Origin of the sequence: Pseudomonas sp. B7 (assembly GCF_016735645.1) — a bacterium.
Lineage (GTDB): Bacteria > Pseudomonadota > Gammaproteobacteria > Pseudomonadales > Pseudomonadaceae > Aquipseudomonas > Aquipseudomonas glycinae.
In genome coordinates, this window is the sequence record NZ_JAERRE010000003.1 from 310,456 (window position 1) to 327,972 (window position 17,517).

At 59.1% G+C, this 17,517-nt stretch carries 17 protein-coding genes and 1 tRNA gene; 5 read left to right on the top strand and 13 right to left on the bottom strand.

Annotated elements, in window-relative coordinates; all coding sequences use genetic code 11:
- Window positions 1-3: 3 nt before the first annotated feature.
- From JKA62_RS10090 to JKA62_RS10105, 4 genes are all read right to left on the bottom strand, one after another.
- The gene (locus tag JKA62_RS10090) at window positions 4-981 is read right to left on the bottom strand and encodes an ABC transporter permease (RefSeq protein ID WP_007956013.1); all 978 of its coding nucleotides are present in this window, start codon (window positions 979-981) and stop codon (window positions 4-6) included.
- Window positions 978-2,531 carry a sugar ABC transporter ATP-binding protein gene (locus JKA62_RS10095; RefSeq protein WP_201817694.1) on the bottom strand — a complete coding sequence of 518 codons (1,554 nt, stop codon included), beginning with the start codon at window positions 2,529-2,531 and terminating at the stop codon, window positions 978-980. The genes JKA62_RS10090 and JKA62_RS10095 overlap by 4 nt, the downstream gene beginning before the upstream one ends.
- Before the next feature lie 55 nt (window positions 2,532-2,586).
- On the bottom strand, window positions 2,587-3,543 hold the full coding sequence (locus JKA62_RS10100) for a sugar ABC transporter substrate-binding protein (protein WP_201817697.1): 957 nt from the start codon (window positions 3,541-3,543) through the stop codon (window positions 2,587-2,589).
- 200 nt (window positions 3,544-3,743) lie between these two features.
- A complete protein-coding gene (locus tag JKA62_RS10105; RefSeq protein ID WP_134020740.1) occupies window positions 3,744-4,196 on the bottom strand; it encodes a hypothetical protein in 453 nt (150 codons plus the stop codon).
- Between the two features lie 349 nt (window positions 4,197-4,545).
- Between JKA62_RS10105 and JKA62_RS10110 the strand changes: the two genes are divergently transcribed.
- The 3 genes from JKA62_RS10110 (at window position 4,546) to JKA62_RS10120 (ending at window position 6,784) form a co-directional block, all read left to right on the top strand.
- The gene (locus JKA62_RS10110; RefSeq protein ID WP_011333374.1) at window positions 4,546-5,634 is read left to right on the top strand and encodes an asparaginase; all 1,089 of its coding nucleotides are present in this window, start codon (window positions 4,546-4,548) and stop codon (window positions 5,632-5,634) included.
- A 186-nt stretch (window positions 5,635-5,820) separates the two neighbouring features.
- A complete protein-coding gene (locus JKA62_RS10115) occupies window positions 5,821-6,090 on the top strand; it encodes a DUF1654 domain-containing protein (protein WP_371857356.1) in 270 nt (89 codons plus the stop codon).
- A gap of 4 nt (window positions 6,091-6,094) precedes the next feature.
- A complete protein-coding gene (locus JKA62_RS10120; protein ID WP_011333373.1) occupies window positions 6,095-6,784 on the top strand; it encodes an endonuclease in 690 nt (229 codons plus the stop codon).
- Window positions 6,785-6,838: 54 nt separating this feature from the next.
- On the opposite strand, the gene JKA62_RS10125 is transcribed toward JKA62_RS10120, so the two are convergent.
- Window positions 6,839-7,741: a siderophore-interacting protein gene (locus tag JKA62_RS10125; protein WP_011333372.1), complete on the bottom strand. Its 903-nt coding sequence runs from the start codon at window positions 7,739-7,741 to the stop codon at window positions 6,839-6,841.
- A gap of 86 nt (window positions 7,742-7,827) precedes the next feature.
- A complete protein-coding gene (locus JKA62_RS10130) occupies window positions 7,828-8,193 on the bottom strand; it encodes an SPOR domain-containing protein (RefSeq protein ID WP_011333371.1) in 366 nt (121 codons plus the stop codon).
- 250 nt (window positions 8,194-8,443) lie between these two features.
- Between JKA62_RS10130 and csrA the strand changes: the two genes are divergently transcribed.
- Window positions 8,444-8,638, top strand: a complete 195-nt coding sequence (gene csrA, locus JKA62_RS10135) for a carbon storage regulator CsrA (protein ID WP_003179932.1) — start codon at window positions 8,444-8,446, stop codon at window positions 8,636-8,638.
- A gap of 208 nt (window positions 8,639-8,846) precedes the next feature.
- Here csrA and JKA62_RS10140 read toward each other — a convergent pair whose 3' ends face one another.
- The 3 genes from JKA62_RS10140 to JKA62_RS10150 all read right to left on the bottom strand — a co-directional run bounded on the left by JKA62_RS10140 (window position 8,847) and on the right by JKA62_RS10150 (window position 10,315).
- A complete protein-coding gene (locus tag JKA62_RS10140; protein ID WP_011333370.1) occupies window positions 8,847-9,302 on the bottom strand; it encodes a DUF2214 family protein in 456 nt (151 codons plus the stop codon).
- Window positions 9,303-9,643: 341 nt separating this feature from the next.
- Window positions 9,644-10,096 (bottom strand): GNAT family N-acetyltransferase, encoded by a 453-nt coding sequence (locus JKA62_RS10145; RefSeq protein WP_041475193.1) that lies wholly within the window; start codon window positions 10,094-10,096, stop codon window positions 9,644-9,646.
- Window positions 10,097-10,238: 142 nt separating this feature from the next.
- Window positions 10,239-10,315, bottom strand: a tRNA-Val gene (locus tag JKA62_RS10150).
- A gap of 184 nt (window positions 10,316-10,499) precedes the next feature.
- Between JKA62_RS10150 and JKA62_RS10155 the strand changes: the two genes are divergently transcribed.
- A complete protein-coding gene (locus JKA62_RS10155; protein WP_011333368.1) occupies window positions 10,500-11,783 on the top strand; it encodes an NAD(P)/FAD-dependent oxidoreductase in 1,284 nt (427 codons plus the stop codon).
- Window positions 11,784-11,834: 51 nt separating this feature from the next.
- On the opposite strand, the gene JKA62_RS10160 is transcribed toward JKA62_RS10155, so the two are convergent.
- Genes JKA62_RS10160 through JKA62_RS10175 form a run of 4 tightly spaced genes read right to left on the bottom strand, consistent with a single transcriptional unit; the run spans window position 11,835 to window position 17,410 of the window.
- Window positions 11,835-12,806 (bottom strand): XdhC family protein, encoded by a 972-nt coding sequence (locus JKA62_RS10160; protein ID WP_201817700.1) that lies wholly within the window; start codon window positions 12,804-12,806, stop codon window positions 11,835-11,837.
- Window positions 12,807-12,808: 2 nt separating this feature from the next.
- Window positions 12,809-14,044, bottom strand: a complete 1,236-nt coding sequence (locus JKA62_RS10165) for a c-type cytochrome (RefSeq protein WP_011333366.1) — start codon at window positions 14,042-14,044, stop codon at window positions 12,809-12,811.
- Window positions 14,045-14,046: 2 nt separating this feature from the next.
- Window positions 14,047-14,586, bottom strand: a complete 540-nt coding sequence (locus JKA62_RS10170) for a (2Fe-2S)-binding protein (protein ID WP_011333365.1) — start codon at window positions 14,584-14,586, stop codon at window positions 14,047-14,049.
- Entirely contained in the window at window positions 14,579-17,410 is a 2,832-nt protein-coding gene (locus JKA62_RS10175) for a xanthine dehydrogenase family protein molybdopterin-binding subunit (protein ID WP_201817702.1), read from the bottom strand. Before JKA62_RS10175 ends, JKA62_RS10170 begins: the two co-directional genes overlap by 8 nt.
- Between the last annotated feature and the right edge of the window lie 107 nt (window positions 17,411-17,517).

The window sequence follows — 17,517 nt, forward strand, 5'->3', positions numbered from 1 at the left end:
TTATCAGCCCCGTCGGCTTGCGCGTTGACTGCGATAGGTATCGAGCACCACGGCGATTACGATCACCGCGCCGGTGATGATGCGCTTGGTCGGCTCGGTCGCGCCAATCTGCGCCAGACCGGCCGCCAGGACGGAGATGATCAACACGCCGAAAAAGGTGCTGATTACCGAACCACGTCCGCCCATCAGGCTGGTGCCGCCGATCACCACCGCAGCGATCACTTGCAGCTCAAGGCCGGAACCGGCGTTCGGGTCGGCCGCTTCCAGCCGGGAAATCTGGAACAGCGCCGCAATGCCGGCGAGCAGCCCCATCAGACTGAAGACCAGGATCTTGTAGGGTTTTGGATTGATCCCCGCCAGACGCACCGCTTCTTCGTTGGTGCCAATGCCGATCAGGTAGCGACCGAACACAGTACGGGTCAGAACGGCCTGGGCAATAAAGATGACCAGCAAGGCAATGATGAACGACGGCGAAATGCCGAAGGCGATCGGGTTCGACAGCCAGGCGAAGGAATCACCGATGTAGGCCGTGCGCGAACCGGTCATCTGATAGGCCAGACCACGGGCCATCTCCAGAACACCCAGAGACACGATGAACGACGGAATTCGCCACGCCACGGTAATCGAGCCAGTTACCGTGCCAGCCAACGCCGCGACAGCCATACCCAGCAAGGCCGCCGGCAGTACGCTCCAGCCCCAGCCAAGAATCGCCACGCTGACAGTGGAGGCCGCGAGTGCCAGTACCGAGCCCACCGACAGATCGATACCGCCGATGATCAGGACGAAGGTCATGCCCACTGCCAGCACCATCAGGTCGGGAATCTGGTTGGCCAGGGTGCTGAAGGTGTTGTACGACAGGAAATGGCTGCTCATGACCGAGAACAGCGCAATCATTGCCAGCAAGGCGCCCGCGAGGCCCAGATAAGTGCCAAGGCCGTAGAAATTGCCACTGGATTTGCCGGCGGAAGATGCAGTTTTCATGGGAGATCCCTAGGCGCTGCTTCGTTGAGCAACGCATCACGTTTCTGGTAGCCGGCGAATGCGGCGGCAAGCAAGTCATCCTGGGTCCAGCTGTCGCGTTCGAACGTATCGATCAGACGCCCCGCCGACAACACACCGATGCGGTCGCAGATCAGCATCAACTCGCGCAAATCGCTGGACACCACGACCAAGGCCTTGCCCTGCCGGGTCAGTTCGCCGAGCAAGGCATAGATATCGAATTTGGCACCGACGTCGATACCACGAGTCGGCTCGTCGAACAGCAACACCGAGCAGTCGCGCTCAAGCCAGCGACCGATTACCACCTTTTGCTGATTGCCGCCGGACAGCTCGGATACCAGCTGCGTCGGGCTGGAACTGCGGATACGCATGGCGTCGATCTGCCGTTGCGCGAGCTTCGTTTCGTCGCCGTTGTTGACGAACCCGCCACTGGAAATTTCCGGCATGTTGCCCAGGGCAATGTTGGCGCTGATCGACTGACTCAGCAGCAGTCCTTCGCCCTTGCGATCTTCGGTGATCAAGGCGATGCCGTTGCGCACCGCATCGACTGGCGAGCGAATGCTCACCGCTTTTGCCGGTGAACCGAGTGCCACCGTGCCGCTGTCCGCGACATCAGCACCGAAGATCAGCCGCAAAAGTTCGGTGCGCCCTGCCCCGATCAGCCCCGAAATGCCAAAAATCTCACCGGCGCGAACCTCAAAGGACACGTCGCGAACCTTGTCGGAGCGGGTCAGGCCTTTGACCGTCAGGGCCGGCGCGCCGATATGGCGAGCCCCCAGATCGATATGCTCGCCCAGCTCGCGACCGACCATCAGGGTGACCAGTTGCTCGCTGTTGTAATTGGCCATCGGCTCGACGCAAACGAGGTTACCGTCACGCAACACAGCAATGCGCTGAGCGACCCTGGCCAGTTCTTCGAGGCGATGGGAGATGTAGATGATCGAGACGCCGCGCGCCTGCAACCGGGTGATCTGCTCGAACAGCATCTCGACTTCGCGCGCGGTCAGCATCGCGGTCGGTTCATCAAGGATCAGCACGTGACAATCGCCGATCAGGTTACGGGCGATTTCGACCATTTGCTGGTGACCGATCCCAAGCTCGCCGACCAGTGTGTCCGGGTCGATGGCGTCGAGGCCGACTTGAGCCATGGCTTCGATAGCGGCTTTGCGCAGTTGCTTGCGACTGATCCAGCCACCGTTGCTCGGCAGGTTGTCGAGGAACAGGTTCTCCGCCACTGAAAGCGTCGGCAGCAGATTGAGCTCTTGCATGACCATGCGCACACCCAGCTCTTCAGCCTGCGTGCGGCTGCCGGGGCGATATTCCTTGCCCTGGAACTGCATCTGGCCGGTGGTAGGTGTGACCAGCCCGCCGATGATCTTCGAGAGGGTGCTTTTGCCGGCACCATTCTCACCGGTCAGCGCCAGTACTTCACCGCGCATCAACGTCAGGTCGATGCCGGTCAGAACCGGTTGCGCGTAGGTCTTGCCGATACCGCTGACCGAGAGGACAGCGTTCGGAGCGGAAACTGACATAAAAATCTCCATGCGCTCGCCCGGACGGACGAGCGCCATTGTGTCGCCAGTGGACTTACTTGGTGACCAGCTCGACCGGCGTTTCGATCACGCCATTGGCACCACTGTCGACTTTCTCGCCCTTGATGATTTTCAGCGCAGTCTCAATGCCAAACACCGCTTGCTTCGCGGCGTACTGGTCGGCCGTCGCCAGAACGCGGCCGTCCTTCAGCATCGGTTTGATGGCATTGATGTTGTCGTAACCAACAACCAGCACCTGCCCAGCCTTGCCGGCAGCACGCACGGCGGAAACGGCGCCCACGGCCATGCTGTCGTTGCCGGCCAGCAGCGCCTTGACGTCCGGATATTCGCTGAGAATCGAAGCGGCCACCTTGTTGCCCTTGTCGATCTCCCAATCGCCGGACTGCAGGGAGACAACCTTGATCTGCGCAGCCTCCATCGCGTCCTTGAAGCCTGCGGTACGCTGCTGGGCGTTGGTGGTCGTGGAGACGCCTTCAATGATGCCCACTTCGTCACCGGCCTTCAGTTGTTTGGCCAGGTACTCGCCCACCAGACGCGCGCCTTTGCGATTGTCCGGGCCTACGAACGGAACGCTGATGTTCTTGCTTTTGATCACAGCCGGATCGAGCTGGTTGTCGATGTTGATCACAGTGATACCGGCATCGACGGCTTTCTTGATCACCGGCACCATCGCCTTGGAATCAGACGGTGCGATGACCAGTGCGTTGACCTTCGCCAGAATCATCTGCTCGACGATGCGCGTCTGCCCCGCCGTGTCGGTTTCGTCCTTGATGCCGTTGGAGATCAGGTCGAAATCGGCGGAATGTTCTTTCTGGTAGGCCTTGGCGCCGTCTTCCATGGTCAGGAAGAATTCGTTGGCCAGGGATTTCATGACCAGGGCGACTTTGGGTTTTTCAGGGGATTCGGCGAAAGCCGAAGAGACAGGCAGTGCGGCGGATGCGGCAGCCAGCATGGCGACAGCAAGAAGACGTCCAGCGAATGGCAGCTTCATGGGTTCACTCCGATCTTATGATTATTGTGAGCAACGCTTGCGCTGGCGTAAGCTCGCTGCACCCACGACAATTCAATCCATCGCGAAGGCCGCGCAAACGTTTGCGTAGACCGAACTATGCGAATCACGCCTTCATTTGTCAACAATCAGAAATCGGTATTGCGTTGCAGAGCGAATCCATCGATCCGCCCCTTGAGCGCTCAAGCCGTGGTGTTGACCACGTTACCAGCAGAAGAACCCTTCGACATTTCCTTGACCAGTGCAGCCGAGACTTCCAGCAGGGCACCGCTGGTTTGAGCGATCTGCCCCTGGATGGACATCACCGCTTGCGACTTGGCTTCGGGGGTTGGATAACTCGCAGCCTGCGCGGCGGCCAGTTGCTGTTGCTGCTCCTGAAGCTGCTTCTGCAATTCCTGCATGCGCTTGAGCAACGTCTTGATAGTGATGCTCAGATTGTCACCGCCTTCAGCCTCGCTCGCGCTTGCTTCCTGGGCAGGACCACCGGTTCTGACCTGATTGGTTTCAACCTTCTCGGTACCCAGTGCCTCGGCTGACGCATCGGCTTCAGCTTCACTCATTGCATTGATCGTCGCAGCAGTTTTACCGCCGATCGTGACCGAACCGGGATTTGAAAAACCGATAGTCAATGACATGTGAACTCCTGAAAAATTGAATCCCTGTCAAGGCGCATCGGCCAGCGCGCCGTTTTCTTTAGCAGAGATCTGGAAAGCAGCCAGTTCAGTCTGTGGACGAGGTTCGTAGTCCTTTTCGGTGAGCCGAACGAGAAAACAGCCTGTGTTCGGAAACCCGGATGAGCGAGACAAGCTCACAACCACACTTCAAATAAATCTTGATTTAAATCATAAGGTTAAACATTTCTCTCACGCACAGTACGACTGGTACAGATCCTGCTCCCTCCCTGCACCCCTGGCATTCAGATCGGCCCGGGGCGCATCTAGATGAACCTGCATCAGCACCGTCTCACTACTAGAGAGAAAAATAATGACATCTGCTTTGAAGAGTTTCGTTCCGGGCGCTTTGGCCCTCCTCCTGCTCCTGCCAACCGCCCTCCAGGCAAAAGAAGCTGAAACCCAGACCAAACTGGCCAACGTGGTGGTACTGGCCACCGGCGGCACCATTGCCGGCGCAGGCGCCAGCGCTGCCAACAGCGCGACCTATCAGGCTGCGAAAGTGGGCATCGAACAATTGATCGCCGGCATTCCCGAACTGAGCACGCTGGCCAATGTACGCGGCGAACAGGTCATGCAAATCGCCTCGGAAAGCATCACCAACGAAAACCTCCTGCAATTGGGTCGTCGCGTTTCCGAACTGGCCGACAGCAAAGACGTCGATGGCATCGTCATCACTCACGGCACCGACACTCTGGAAGAAACCGCGTACTTCCTGAATCTGGTGGAAAAAACCGACAAGCCGATCATCGTCGTCGGCTCCATGCGCCCGGGCACCGCCATGTCGGCGGACGGCATGCTGAACCTGTACAACGCCGTGGCTGTCGCCAGCAGCAAAGAAGCTCGCGGTAAAGGCGTACTGGTGACCCTGAACGATGAAATCCAGTCGGGTCGCGACGTCAGCAAGATGATCAACATCAAGACCGAAGCCTTCAAAAGCGCCTGGGGCCCGCTCGGCATGGTGGTTGAAGGCAAATCCTACTGGTTCCGCCTGCCAGCCAAGCGCCACACCATGGATTCGGAATTCGATATCAAAAACATCAAGAGCCTTCCTGATGTAGAAATCGCCTATTCCTACGGCAATGTCAGCGACACAGCCTACAAGGCCCTCGCCCAGTCCGGCGCCAAGGCGATCATCCATGCCGGTACCGGCAACGGTTCGGTTTCCTCCCGCGTGGTTCCGACCCTGCAGGCGCTGCGCAAGGACGGCGTGCAGATCATTCGCTCGTCTCACGTCAATGCCGGTGGTTTCGTCCTGCGCAACGCCGAACAGCCTGACGACAAGTACGACTGGGTGGTTGCCCACGATCTGAACCCGCAGAAAGCCCGCATCCTGGCCATGGTCGCGCTGACCAAGACCAACGACAGCAAAGAGCTGCAACGGATGTTCTGGGAATACTGATTCATCCTCGCCTGATCCTTTCCTGATCGGGCACTGACTTCACCCTTCGTCAACTTGACGGAGGGTGAAGCTTGCGTCTCCTCAAAAGAAAAATTTCACCTGAGTGACATCAAAATCGGAAAACCGCTGTCAGAGGATTTTCTTGAATTTTAAGCAGTTGCGAAAATGCCTACAGTTAAATACTGTATGCACGTACAGCTTAATAAGGATAACCTCGTGGCCACTTCCCCTGATGCTCCTGACGCTTACGAACGCATGGGCATGCGCGTTCAAAAAATCATCAACTCGCCTACCGCACAAAAAGCCAAAGCCGCACTGATCTTCCGCCTTCCGGACGAGCCGGTGGATGACTGGGAGCGCTTGCTGGAAGAAATCGACGAGAACGACAACGTCACCCTCGCCTACCGCGACGATGGCGGCGTACAGATTTTCTGGGTTGTGCCGAAGGAAGATTGATTCAATGATTCTGCGTTTTGCTGCTGTGCTGTTGCTGTTCATTTCCCTGGGTGCGCAAGCTGGCGCGCCGCGTACGTTCACCGAGGCCAAGAAGGTCGCCTGGAAGCTGTACGCTCCACAATCCACCGAGTTTTATTGCGGGTGCAAATACACTGGCAACAAGGTCGATCTGGCCGCCTGCGGCTACGTCCCACGCAAGAACGCCAAGCGGGCGTCCCGCATTGAATGGGAGCACATCGTTCCGGCCTGGCAGTTCGGCCATCAACGTCAATGCTGGCAGGAAGGCGGTCGCAAGAATTGCGCCCGCTACGACCCGAGCTATCAGAAAGCCGAAGCCGACCTGCACAACCTGGTGCCGAGCATTGGCGAGGTGAATGGCGACCGCAGCAATTTCAGCTATGGCTGGCTGCCGGTCGAAAAGGGTCAGTACGGCTCATGCCTGACTCAAGTCGACTTCAAGGCGAAGAAGGTCATGCCCCGCCCTTCGATTCGCGGCATGATCGCCCGCACCTACTTTTACATGAGCAAACAGTACGGCTTGCGCTTGTCGAAGCAGGATCGCCAACTGTACGAAGCCTGGGACAAGACTTATCCGGTGCAAGACTGGGAACGTCAACGCAACCAGAGCGTGGCGTGCGTGATGGGACGCGGCAACGAGTTTGTCGGTCCGGTGAACCTGAAATCCTGCGGTTGATTACCTGATCAAAAGAAAAGGCCTTGAGCGATAAACTCAAGGCCTTTTTTGTGCTCAATCGCCGGACTTGTTGTAACGCCAGTAGCCCATCAGATTGAGCGACTCGCGAGGGATGCCACGCTCCTTGATCAAGTACTTGCGCAGACTCATTACAGCGGCGGACTCCCCGGCAATCCAGCCATAGAATCCCTCGCTGGCCGTATCGGCGATCTCCCACAGAATCTCTTCTTCGATGTCGACATCCGCCAGTTCGACCGCCTGCCCAACGGGCGATGCATCGACAGGCAACGTTGCCTGCCGCACAGCTTCCACCATCAACGTGCCGGCAGCTGCGTGATTGCGGATCAGCCATTGCACCGAAAGCCCGGGCCAGTCAGGAACCGCCAACATGTCCTCACGACTGTCGACTTCGAAAAACGCCTGGGTCTGCGGCGGTGCAGCCAGAGTCGCCAGTTCTTCCAGAATCCCCATGGCGGCCGGCAACGCTGTGGCGTCGGCGACCAGCAGAAGTTGCTTGAGCGTTTGCGGTGGCTTCCATTCAAATCCCCCTGCTTCTTGTGCCGAGAATCGGCTGTCGGGTGCCAGAATCTGCATTGACTCGCCAGGCAGCGCTCGCAACGCCCAACGGGAGGCTGGACCGGTCTCGCCGTGCAGGACGAAATCGATATCGACTTCGCCCGCTTCCGCGCGCAAATGACGGATGGTGTAGGTACGCATCGCCGGGCGACGATCAACCAGCATCGAGCGGAACCGCGCGTACCACCCCTCGCCCTGAGAAAGCCTGGCGGGTGAACCGTCGGCTGCCGGGAAAAACAGCTTTACTCGCTGATCCGGCGCCCAGGTTGCCATCTCGGTGACGGTGGGGCTTGCGAGCGTGATCCGCATGAGATGCGGGCTCAACTGCTGCTTATGACGCAAAACAACGTCGAACAACTTGTAAGGATTGGCGGAGGCCATGCGGAGCTCCTTCCGGGTATCTTCAGTGATTCCTTGAAAACGAATCACGGGAGGCACCCTTTAGTCAGCTCCGCCAAATGGATCGCTTATTGCGCGGGAGCGCGCTCGATCACCAGCGTTTCGATGTTCTGCTTCTTCGCCTTGACCAGTGCTGCATTCACATCCGCCTGACGCGCCTCGGCATCATCTTTCGAATTGAAAGGACCGAGGAGGATTCGGGTCTTGCCGCTGGCATCCTTGATGACGCTAGCCACAAAGCCGTGCTCGATCAGCCAGCCGCTGAGGTCGCTGACGGCCTGAGGGGTTTCACCGCGCACTTCCAGCTCCCACTGCGGACCCACCACAGCAGGCGCCGTTACTACCGCCGGTTTCGGCTTTTGCGCATCCACACTCTTGCCTTCGCCACATCCTGCCAATGCCAGTGCCGCGACTACCCAGACCAATTTGCGCACAACGCTTCCCTCTGAATTTTCAAAGCGGCGATCTTAACATTCGAGAATACTTTCGGAGCCCCGCAAAATGGGCACAAAAGGACGAGATTGATGCTGGCAGCCCCTGTATAGTTACGCGCTGGGAATTAATGCCGCTGCTGCGCGTCAGAAAGAGGCACCCAAACTGTAAGACTTCGCACTAATCTATACGTACCACCGACCTCTGCACTGTCTGAATCAGGTGCCCTACAAAGCAATCAAGGAGAAGACCATGCTGATACTCACCCGCAAAGTCGGTGAAAGCATAAACATTGGTGATGACATCACGATCACCATTCTCGGCGTCAGCGGCCAGCAAGTTCGAATCGGCATCAATGCTCCGAAGAACGTTGCAGTACACCGGGAAGAGATCTACCAGCGCATCCAGGCGGGCCTGACCGCTCCGGACAAGCCACAAACGCCCTGAGCCCTATCGCAGTCAGTAGCCAGTTCGTTTGCCTGCGCGCCAATGACTGGCTAAAGATTCAAGCGCCGTATTGCCATTCCCCCACCTCCCTGGTGACGGCGCGTGCTACGCCCCTTCCTGCCTCAAGCCTTCTTGCAACCGATACTAACCGTCATTCCATGGGCTGGCTGTCGGACATTTCCGAATAGCGGTTGGGAATCTCGCCCGCTTAGCCAAATGAGACGCCACGCGCCATCCCGGTGGCCGCCACGACCATCAATATCAACAGCAGCGCTTCGGCATGACTGATCCGTGCGAACACCTTCGCACGCCCTGTATCAGTGACAGCAACGCGCGCCTTGGCCACGCGCCACTTGATCAGGGTGATCATCGGAACGAGTTCCAGAAGCAGAATCAGCACGAACAACGCCATCTTCAGATGGAACAACGGCTGGTGCAGGTAGTAGTCAGTTCCCTTCTCGTAACCTCCGAAGGCGCGCATGCCGCCAGTGATGAGCAACACCAGCGCCGAAAGCCCCCAAAGGTTGTCGGCTAGCAATACGCGCGCGACCTCACCGGATCCAGACGCCAGGCGGCTGAGGGCCGCCCCACGCGTCAACACCGCCCAGAAGCCCATGGCAAATGCCAGTAAATGAATCGCTGCAAGAAACCAGTGAACCAGCATCGATTAACTCCTGTCCGGCAGAGATGAAATCAGCCAATCAGTAGTAGTCGAAAAAGTGTGGGCTTGCCTGTCACCCTTCCCGTAAAACAGAAGCGGGCGAGACGAGAGAATGGGCAGAGGTGCGGAAAAGGCAAATCGCGGGCAAAAAAAATCCCAAGCAGCTGATGGAAGCTTGGGATTTAAAAATGCATAAACCGTGGTGGTGAACGCGGGACGGATATTACTGATTTTTCCAGTATGTAACAACGCATTTTTGATAACCGAATGGTTAATAAGAAGCGTAACCCCTTAAATATCCACACTATTTAAAAGGACGCTCGCAACGGTCGGCGACGAATGGATCAAAATGCATCGCGATCGATACGCGCCTGGCTCAAGAATTTTACAAAAATGAGCTCGGGATCCCACGGATCAAGGTTCTCTACTATTCCGCTGTGCTGATATCCAAGATTGGTCAGCAGCTGCCGCATCGGCGAGTTGGACGTATTGGTCGACGTGAAGATCTTTTCTGCACAAGCATGCTGCTCCAGACCGTTCACGATTTGCCGCCCCACACCGGAACGCCTGTTCGCACTGGAGACGATCACGAGGGGTATGAACCATTCACCAAAAAAGCTTCGATCCAGACATCCGTAACCGAGGGGTACGCTCGCCTCGCAGACAACCCAGCACTCCTCTGCCCTAACGGCCCTCGCGATGTACTCACGACGGCCGCCATTTTTTTCAGCGACAGGATCAATCTTCAACAGGCTTTCGATATCGCCTGGACTGGCGCGCCTGAATTGGCGACTCATGAATACACTCCTGCAAATTTGCCGAAGTGTAGCGGAGGTGGGCCAAACCGAAATTTGCATAGGCTCTGCAAATCGCAGACAACAAAAAAGGGCCCACCTTTCGGTGAGCCCTTCTAGACCGCCCAGCAGAGCGGATTTTGTTTGGTAGGCGCGATTGGACTCGAACCAACGACCCCCACCATGTCAAGGTGGTGCTCTAACCAACTGAGCTACGTGCCTGCTGTGAGGCGGCATTCTACGGAATTCCGGAGGGGTGTCAACACCTTTTTTTCACCTAACCCTATGAATATGCAAAATATTTAATTTTGACCCGGCGCAAGAAGATTTCTCGGTGGCTGGCGGAGGTTTTTCAACTGGGGTAGGATCGCTGCACTCGTAAAATATATTAAACAGAGGCTGCAGGATGGCGAACACCCCTTACCCAGAGTCTTATTACGCTGCGTCGGCCAACGCCGTACCACCACGCCCTGCCCTGCAGGATGACGTGGAGACGGATGTCTGTGTGATCGGCGCTGGTTATACGGGACTCTCCTCGGCCCTGTTCCTGCTGGAGAACGGTTTTCGCGTGACCGTGCTGGAAGCCGCCAAGGTCGGTTTCGGCGCTTCGGGGCGCAATGGCGGGCAAATCGTCAACAGCTACAGCCGTGACATCGATGTGATCGAACGCAGCGTCGGCCCGAAGCAGGCGCAACTGCTCGGGCAGATGGCGTTCGAAGGCGGCCGGATCATTCGTGAGCGCGTCAGCAAGTACAACATTCAGTGCGACTTGAAGGACGGTGGCGTATTCGCCGCCCTCACCGCCAAGCAAATGGGCCACCTGGAATCGCAGAAGCGCTTGTGGGAACGCTTCGGCCATACCCAACTGGAACTGCTCGATCAACGCCGCATCCGCGAAGTGGTGGCTTGTGACCAATATGTCGGTGGCATGCTCGACATGAGCGGCGGCCACATCCACCCGCTTAACCTGGCGCTGGGCGAAGCCGCCGCTGTGGAATCCCTGGGCGGCACCATCCATGAACAGTCGCCGGCCGTGCGCATCGAACGCGGCGCCAACCCGGTCGTGCATACACCGCAGGGCAAGGTCCGAGCCAAATTCATCATCGTTGCCGGCAACGCCTACCTCGGCAATCTGATGCCGGAACTGGCGGCCAAATCGATGCCGTGCGGCACTCAGGTCATCACCACCGAACCGCTCGGCGATGAACTGGCGAAATCCTTGCTGCCGCAGGACTACTGCGTAGAAGACTGCAATTACCTGCTCGACTACTACCGCCTCACCGGCGACAAACGCCTGATCTTCGGCGGCGGCGTGGTATATGGCGCGCGGGATCCGGCAAACATCGAAGCGATCATCCGCCCGAAAATGCTCAAGGCCTTCCCGCAGCTCAAGGACGTGAAAATCGACTACGCCTGGACCGGCAATTTCCTGCTGACCCTGTCGCGCCTGCCTCAGGTCGGACGTCTGGGCGACAACATCTATTATTCTCAAGGCTGCAGTGGCCACGGCGTGACCTATACACACCTGGCCGGCAAGGTACTGGCCGAGGCTCTGCGCGGACAAGCCGAGCGTTTCGATGCGTTTGCCGACCTGCCGCACTACCCGTTCCCCGGCGGGCAACTGCTGCGCACACCGTTTGCCGCACTGGGCGCGTGGTACTACGGACTGCGCGACAAGCTCGGTTTCTGATGAGCAAAAAAAGGGCCACTGAAAAGTGGCCCTTTTTACATCCAGCATCAATCACAACTGATCCCGTGCAATCCCGCTGCGAATCCGCAGGATATCTGCGAGCACCGCCAAAGCGATTTCCGCCGGCGTCTTGCTGCCAAGGTTAAGACCGATCGGCGCATGAATCCGCGCCAGTTCGCTCTCCCCCAGACCGCCAATCCGACGCAAACGCTCGAAGCGTTTCTGCGATGTCTGCTGCGAGCCCATCACACCGATATAAAAAGCCTCGGTACGCACGGCTTCCATCATCGCCAGATCGTCGATACGCGGATCATGGGTCAACGCCACCACCGCCGTATCACGGTGACAACCGCCATCGGCGATGAACACCGACGGCAGTTGCCGACGGATCTCCACGCCGTTGAGCACCACGCCTTCCAGCACTTCATCACGCGGGTCGCAGAGAATCACTTCAAAGCCGAGACCGACCGCGAACTCCGCACAGGCCTGCGCCACACTGGAATAGCCGGCCAGCAGCAAACGCTGGGCGGCCCCGATACGGATCCGTACCCGGTCGATTTCACGCTCGATCCGCGCACCCTGCTCGCGATCGGCAAACAAGCTACGCGCGCCCGTCGCCAGATCGACCTCGCGAATCAACCGGCGCTGCCCCAGCAACGCCGATTCGAGTTCACGCAGGTGCGCCTGCACATCGCAGCCGGCGTCAAATTTCTCTACCAGCACATCGAGAATGCCGCCGCACGGCAGGCTGACCCGCGAACGCGGATCGTCACCTTCGCCATAACGCACGACATTGATCGCATCGAGAAATGCACCTTCGGCGACGCGCTCGAGAAAGTCTTCCTCGACGCAACCACCGGACAACGACCCGATCCACTGTCCGCCGTCGTTCACCGCCAGCAGTGAACCCGGCGCGCGGGGCGCCGAACCGTAGGTGGTCAGCACGGTACACAGCCAGATGCGCTGCCCCGCCGTCGACCACTCCAGCGCCCGGCGCACAACCTGCAGATCGAGATGCTGCATGATCAGTGCGCCTTGTGCTCGATGGACGGAGCATCAGCCTGAAGCTTCTGCACATCGCCGACCGCCAGCTCGGCCGACTGCCCACCCCAACCCTGACGCAGGTAGTTCAGCAGATCGGTCAGTTGTTCGGCACTGAGCTTGTCGGCAAAACCCGGCATCGGCTGCATGTGTTCGAACCCGGCGAATTTCTGTTCGCCGATACCGTCCTCGATCACTCGCAACAGGTTGCGCGGATCTTCCAGGCGCAGCGTGGTGTTGCCGCGCATGGCTACCGCAATGTGCGGTTTGCCTTCGCCACCGGCCGCATGACAGCCAGCGCAGACATTCAAGTATTCCTGACGGCCGCGTTGAGCGCTGGCACTGAGTTTTTCCACCGGCACTTCGGTCAGCTCTTTCGCCGCCGGAGGCTTGTCGCCCAGCAGGAAAGTCGCCATCGCCGCCAGATCCGGATCATTCAGACCCTGAGTGCTGTTGTGGAACACCGGAAACATCTCGTTGAACATCGTGCCCTGGGCGCTCATGCCGTGCTTGAGGAACGTACTCAGGTCCTGATGGTTCCAGCCGCGCGCCGCCAGATCAGTGGCGAGCAGGCTCGGTGCCAGGTAGCCGTTGAGGATGCCGCCGGTCAGGCGCTTGTCCAACTGCATCGCGCCCGGCAGGCCGCGCGGCGTGTGGCATTCGCCGCAATGGCCAAGCACTTCGACCATGTACTGGCCGCGTTTCCACGCCTCGCTTTTGCCTTCGGCAGATTCGAGCTTCAAGGCTTTGCCATACATCATGTTCCAGCCAATCAAGCCCGGACGCACGTTGAACGGGAAGCTCAGGCTCGTCACCGGCGCTGCACGCTCGATCGGTTCGACGGTTTTCAGATACGCATGAATCGCATCCGAATCCGCACGCGGCATCAAGTGGTAGGAGGTGTACGGCATCGCCGGATAGAGGTTCGCGCCGTCACGACGCTTGCCCTCAGTGAGCGCAGCGAAGAATTCGTCATCATTGTACAAACCGATGCCGTGCTCTTTGCTTGGAGTGATGTTGGTGCCGTAGATCGTGCCGAACGGCGACACGATCGGCAGGCCTCCGGCAAACGGCGCACCGCCTGGCGCCGTGTGGCACGCCATGCAGTCGGCCGCGCGGGCAAGGTATTCGCCGCGCTTGACCTGATCATCCGCATGCGCCGCCAACACAGGCACAGCCAGCCCGACCGCCAGGGTCAGGCGGGTCAGTAATTGCTTCATGCTTAACCCTCCTTGACCAGGCCGAGATCGGTCAGCACGTTGCGGGTAGCGTTGTAGTAACGCACGTACCCGGTGCAACGGCAGACGTGATGACCGAGGCTGTCCTCGATGACTTGCTCCAGTTTGCTTTCGACGATCGGCTGGCGTTGCAGCTTTTCCACCAGCACGGTCGCGGCGTTGACGAAGCCCGGCGCGCAGTAGCTGCACTGGAAGGCGAATTCGTCGACGAAACGCTGCTGGATCGGGTTCAGCTCGGTGACCTGACCTTGCTCGTCACGCTTGGCGTGGCCTTCGATGGTGCGGACTTTCTTACCCTCGAAGTAATGCGCGCCGGTGATGCAGGTACGCACTTCTTCGCTGCTGCCGTCCGGGTTGTCGACGATCACCACGCAGGCGTGGCAGATGCCCTGGCCGCAACCCAGGCGCGAACCGGTGAGGTTCTTGTATTCGTGCAGGTAATCGATCATCGGCAGGTCATCAGGGATGTCCACCGGGCCGACGGATTGACCGTTGAGGGTCAGTTGAAGCGGACGGTTAGCCATTGAGGGCCTCCTTGATGCGCGCAGCAGTGATTGGCAGATCGCGAACACGTTTACCGATGGCGTGGGCCACGGCGTTACCGATGGCGCCGACCACCGGGATCATCACCACTTCGGCGATGCCTTTGGACGGGTCGCTCGGGGACAGCGGCGGCAGGATTTCCGACGTCTGCTTCCATACCGCCACATGGCGCGCCATCGGCAGGCGATAACGGTTGAAGTTCCAGTCACCCTCCCCCGGCCCGCCTTCGTACAGCGGCATCTCTTCCATCAAGGCGTGACCGATGCCCATGGCGATCCCGCCTTCGAGCTGGCCACGAACCAGTTCTTCGACCAGCACCCGACCGCATTCCAGCCACGAGTGATGGTTGAGCACTTCGACTTCTGCCGAACCTTTGTTGACCTTCAACTCGACCAGCGTCGCGACCGGACTGTAATAGGTCACGGCGGCGTTGTTCAGTTGAACCACCGGATAGGCAACATTCTGCCGATCCAACAGGTGGAAACCGGCACTGGTCATCTGTGCCTTTTTCGCTTTCGGGGCGCCGTCGCCGTACTTCACCGCCAGACCGTCGAGCGGCAGACGCTCGCGCACGCCGTCGATGCTGTATTCGGCTTCGGCCCAGCTCCAGCGGTTGAAACCGTGAACCGTGGCACCAGTGACCAGACCGCGCTCGTGAGCACGTTTGGCCAGCTCTTCGAAGGTCAGCGGCTGCATGCCGTTGGCGGTCAGTTTGCCGTCGACCCAGTGCGCATCTTCGCGACGCACCACGTAAGGGTTGGCCTGGCCGCCGTATGGACCCTGACGCCAGATCTCCAGCGCTGCCGGCCACAGACCGTGGTTGAACAGCACGCGCGCCGCTTCGCGGGTGGCGTGGCTGAAGTAGTAGGCGGAGTTGGTCGCGGACGAGGCCGACGCCAGTTTGCCGACCCAGCGCGGATTGCGCAGGAAGTTGTCCTGCTCGGCCTGGCTCATGATGTAAGGGTTGCCGGCGGTCACCAGCTGCATCTCATCCCACTCGGTTTCGCCGGTCTTCACGTCGTGAGCCGCGCTGCCGAGGAAGTCAGCCACCACCAACGCTTGCGAGGTGGACATGCCGGTGCCGATCTCGATTCCGATATGACGCAGGGAAATGCGCCCGTCAGCGGTGAATTCGATGCTGGCCATCGGTGCTTCGGAACCGGTGCCGAAGTCTTTCTGGCAAATGGCAAAGCCTACGCCATACCAGTTATCCGGGTCTGCCGCTTCGCGCTGCTTCTTGATCGCGTCGCGGTTTTTCCACACTTCGTGCAGCGAAGCCTTGTCGAGAATCTCGTGCAGGCGCAACGCACCGGCCGGGATCGCACCCTGGGTGTTTTTCATCCCCGAACGCAGCGCATTCTTGCGGCGCAGATCAATGGCATCGACACCAAGGCGATCGGCGATTTCGTCGACCATCATCTCGGTGGAAGCCATGCTCTGCAGGGTGCCGTAACCGCGCATCGAACCCGCTTCAACGGCGCGGGAATGGTAAGCGGTGACCTGCAGGTCGTTCTGCGGCATGTAGTAGATCGACTGCGCCGCCGTAGCGCCAACGGCGGCCACCGACGGGCTGTAGTTGATCCGACCGCCACCGTCGACGCTCATCTCGGCACGGAAAATCTTGAAGCTGTGATCGGTCTTGTCCACTGCCAACTGGTAGCGGATGTCGAACGGGTGGCGCTTGATGCCGCTCTGGAACTGCTCGTAGCGGTCGTTGGCCAGGCGAATCGGTACACCCGCACCGTACAACGCCGCCAGGGCTGCGTAGTAGACGAAAATGTTGTGGTCCTTGGAACCGTAACCGACGGTGTAGCCCGGGTGCATGTTCAGGTTCGCCAGGCCGAAACGCGACGGTCCGATCATCTTCGCGGTCTCGGTGGCGGTTTCCAGCGGACATTGGGTGGCGACGACGAAATGCAGGGTCTTGGTCGCTGGGTCGTACCAGCCGTTGCCGTTGTCCGGCTCCATCGCGGCCGGCTCGATCGACGGGGTCTTGTAGCGTTCGTCGAACACCAGCCAGTTGTCCGGCGGGGTGTCGATCTCTTTCTTCATGCGGTCGGCGTAGAACAGGCCGCGCTCGGTCAGGTTGCCGTGCAGGTTCGGCTGGGAATTCCACACCGGGCGACGGTTCTTCAGCATCGGGAACAGGATCGAGTCCTTGAGGCTGGCGAACTCATCCTCGTCCGCCGACGTCGGACCACCGACCCGCACGTAGCGGAAACTGCCATAGGGATCGCCTTCGTAGAACGGTACTTGCGCACCGTAACGAATCGCTTTGTCATTGAATTTGAGTTTGTTCTTGGCCTGACGGAAACGCTCGAAATCGTTCCAGATCAGGATCGCGACCGGGTGACCGATGAACATCGGCACCTTGCCTTCCGGCAGCAGAGGATCCGGTGCGTGCTCTTCAGGGAACACGATGCCGTCCTTGTCCAGGTCGGCAGCGGTGACGATGCGGTCAGGCTGCAGATCGGCGCCAAGCCACGACAGGTCATAGCCGTCGTAGATGCGGTCAGCCTTGATGGTTTTCAGCAACATGGCGTGGCCTTGCTGCTGGGGCCAGCCCGGCATGTCCTTGGAACGGATGTCGCGAGCAAACACCTTGCTGCCGCGGACCTTGGACAATGCATCGTTACGCTGGCGCGCCTTGCCGTTGTTGCCGAGCCACTGCTCGGACGGCACGGTCACGCTGTTTTCCATCAAGGCACCGAGCGCCTGACTGCTGAGCGGCGTGAGCGTAACGCTCACACCCGCCACCAGCCCGCCCTGAAGGAACGAGCGCCGGGATATTTCACGGTTGGACATGGATCATCCTCTGGGCGGTTATGGATCCGCCCTTCTGGTTATCTACTGGGAATCTCGAGTCTTGCAGAAGCCCTTTTTGGCTAAACAAAGGGCGTGATGACAGTGCA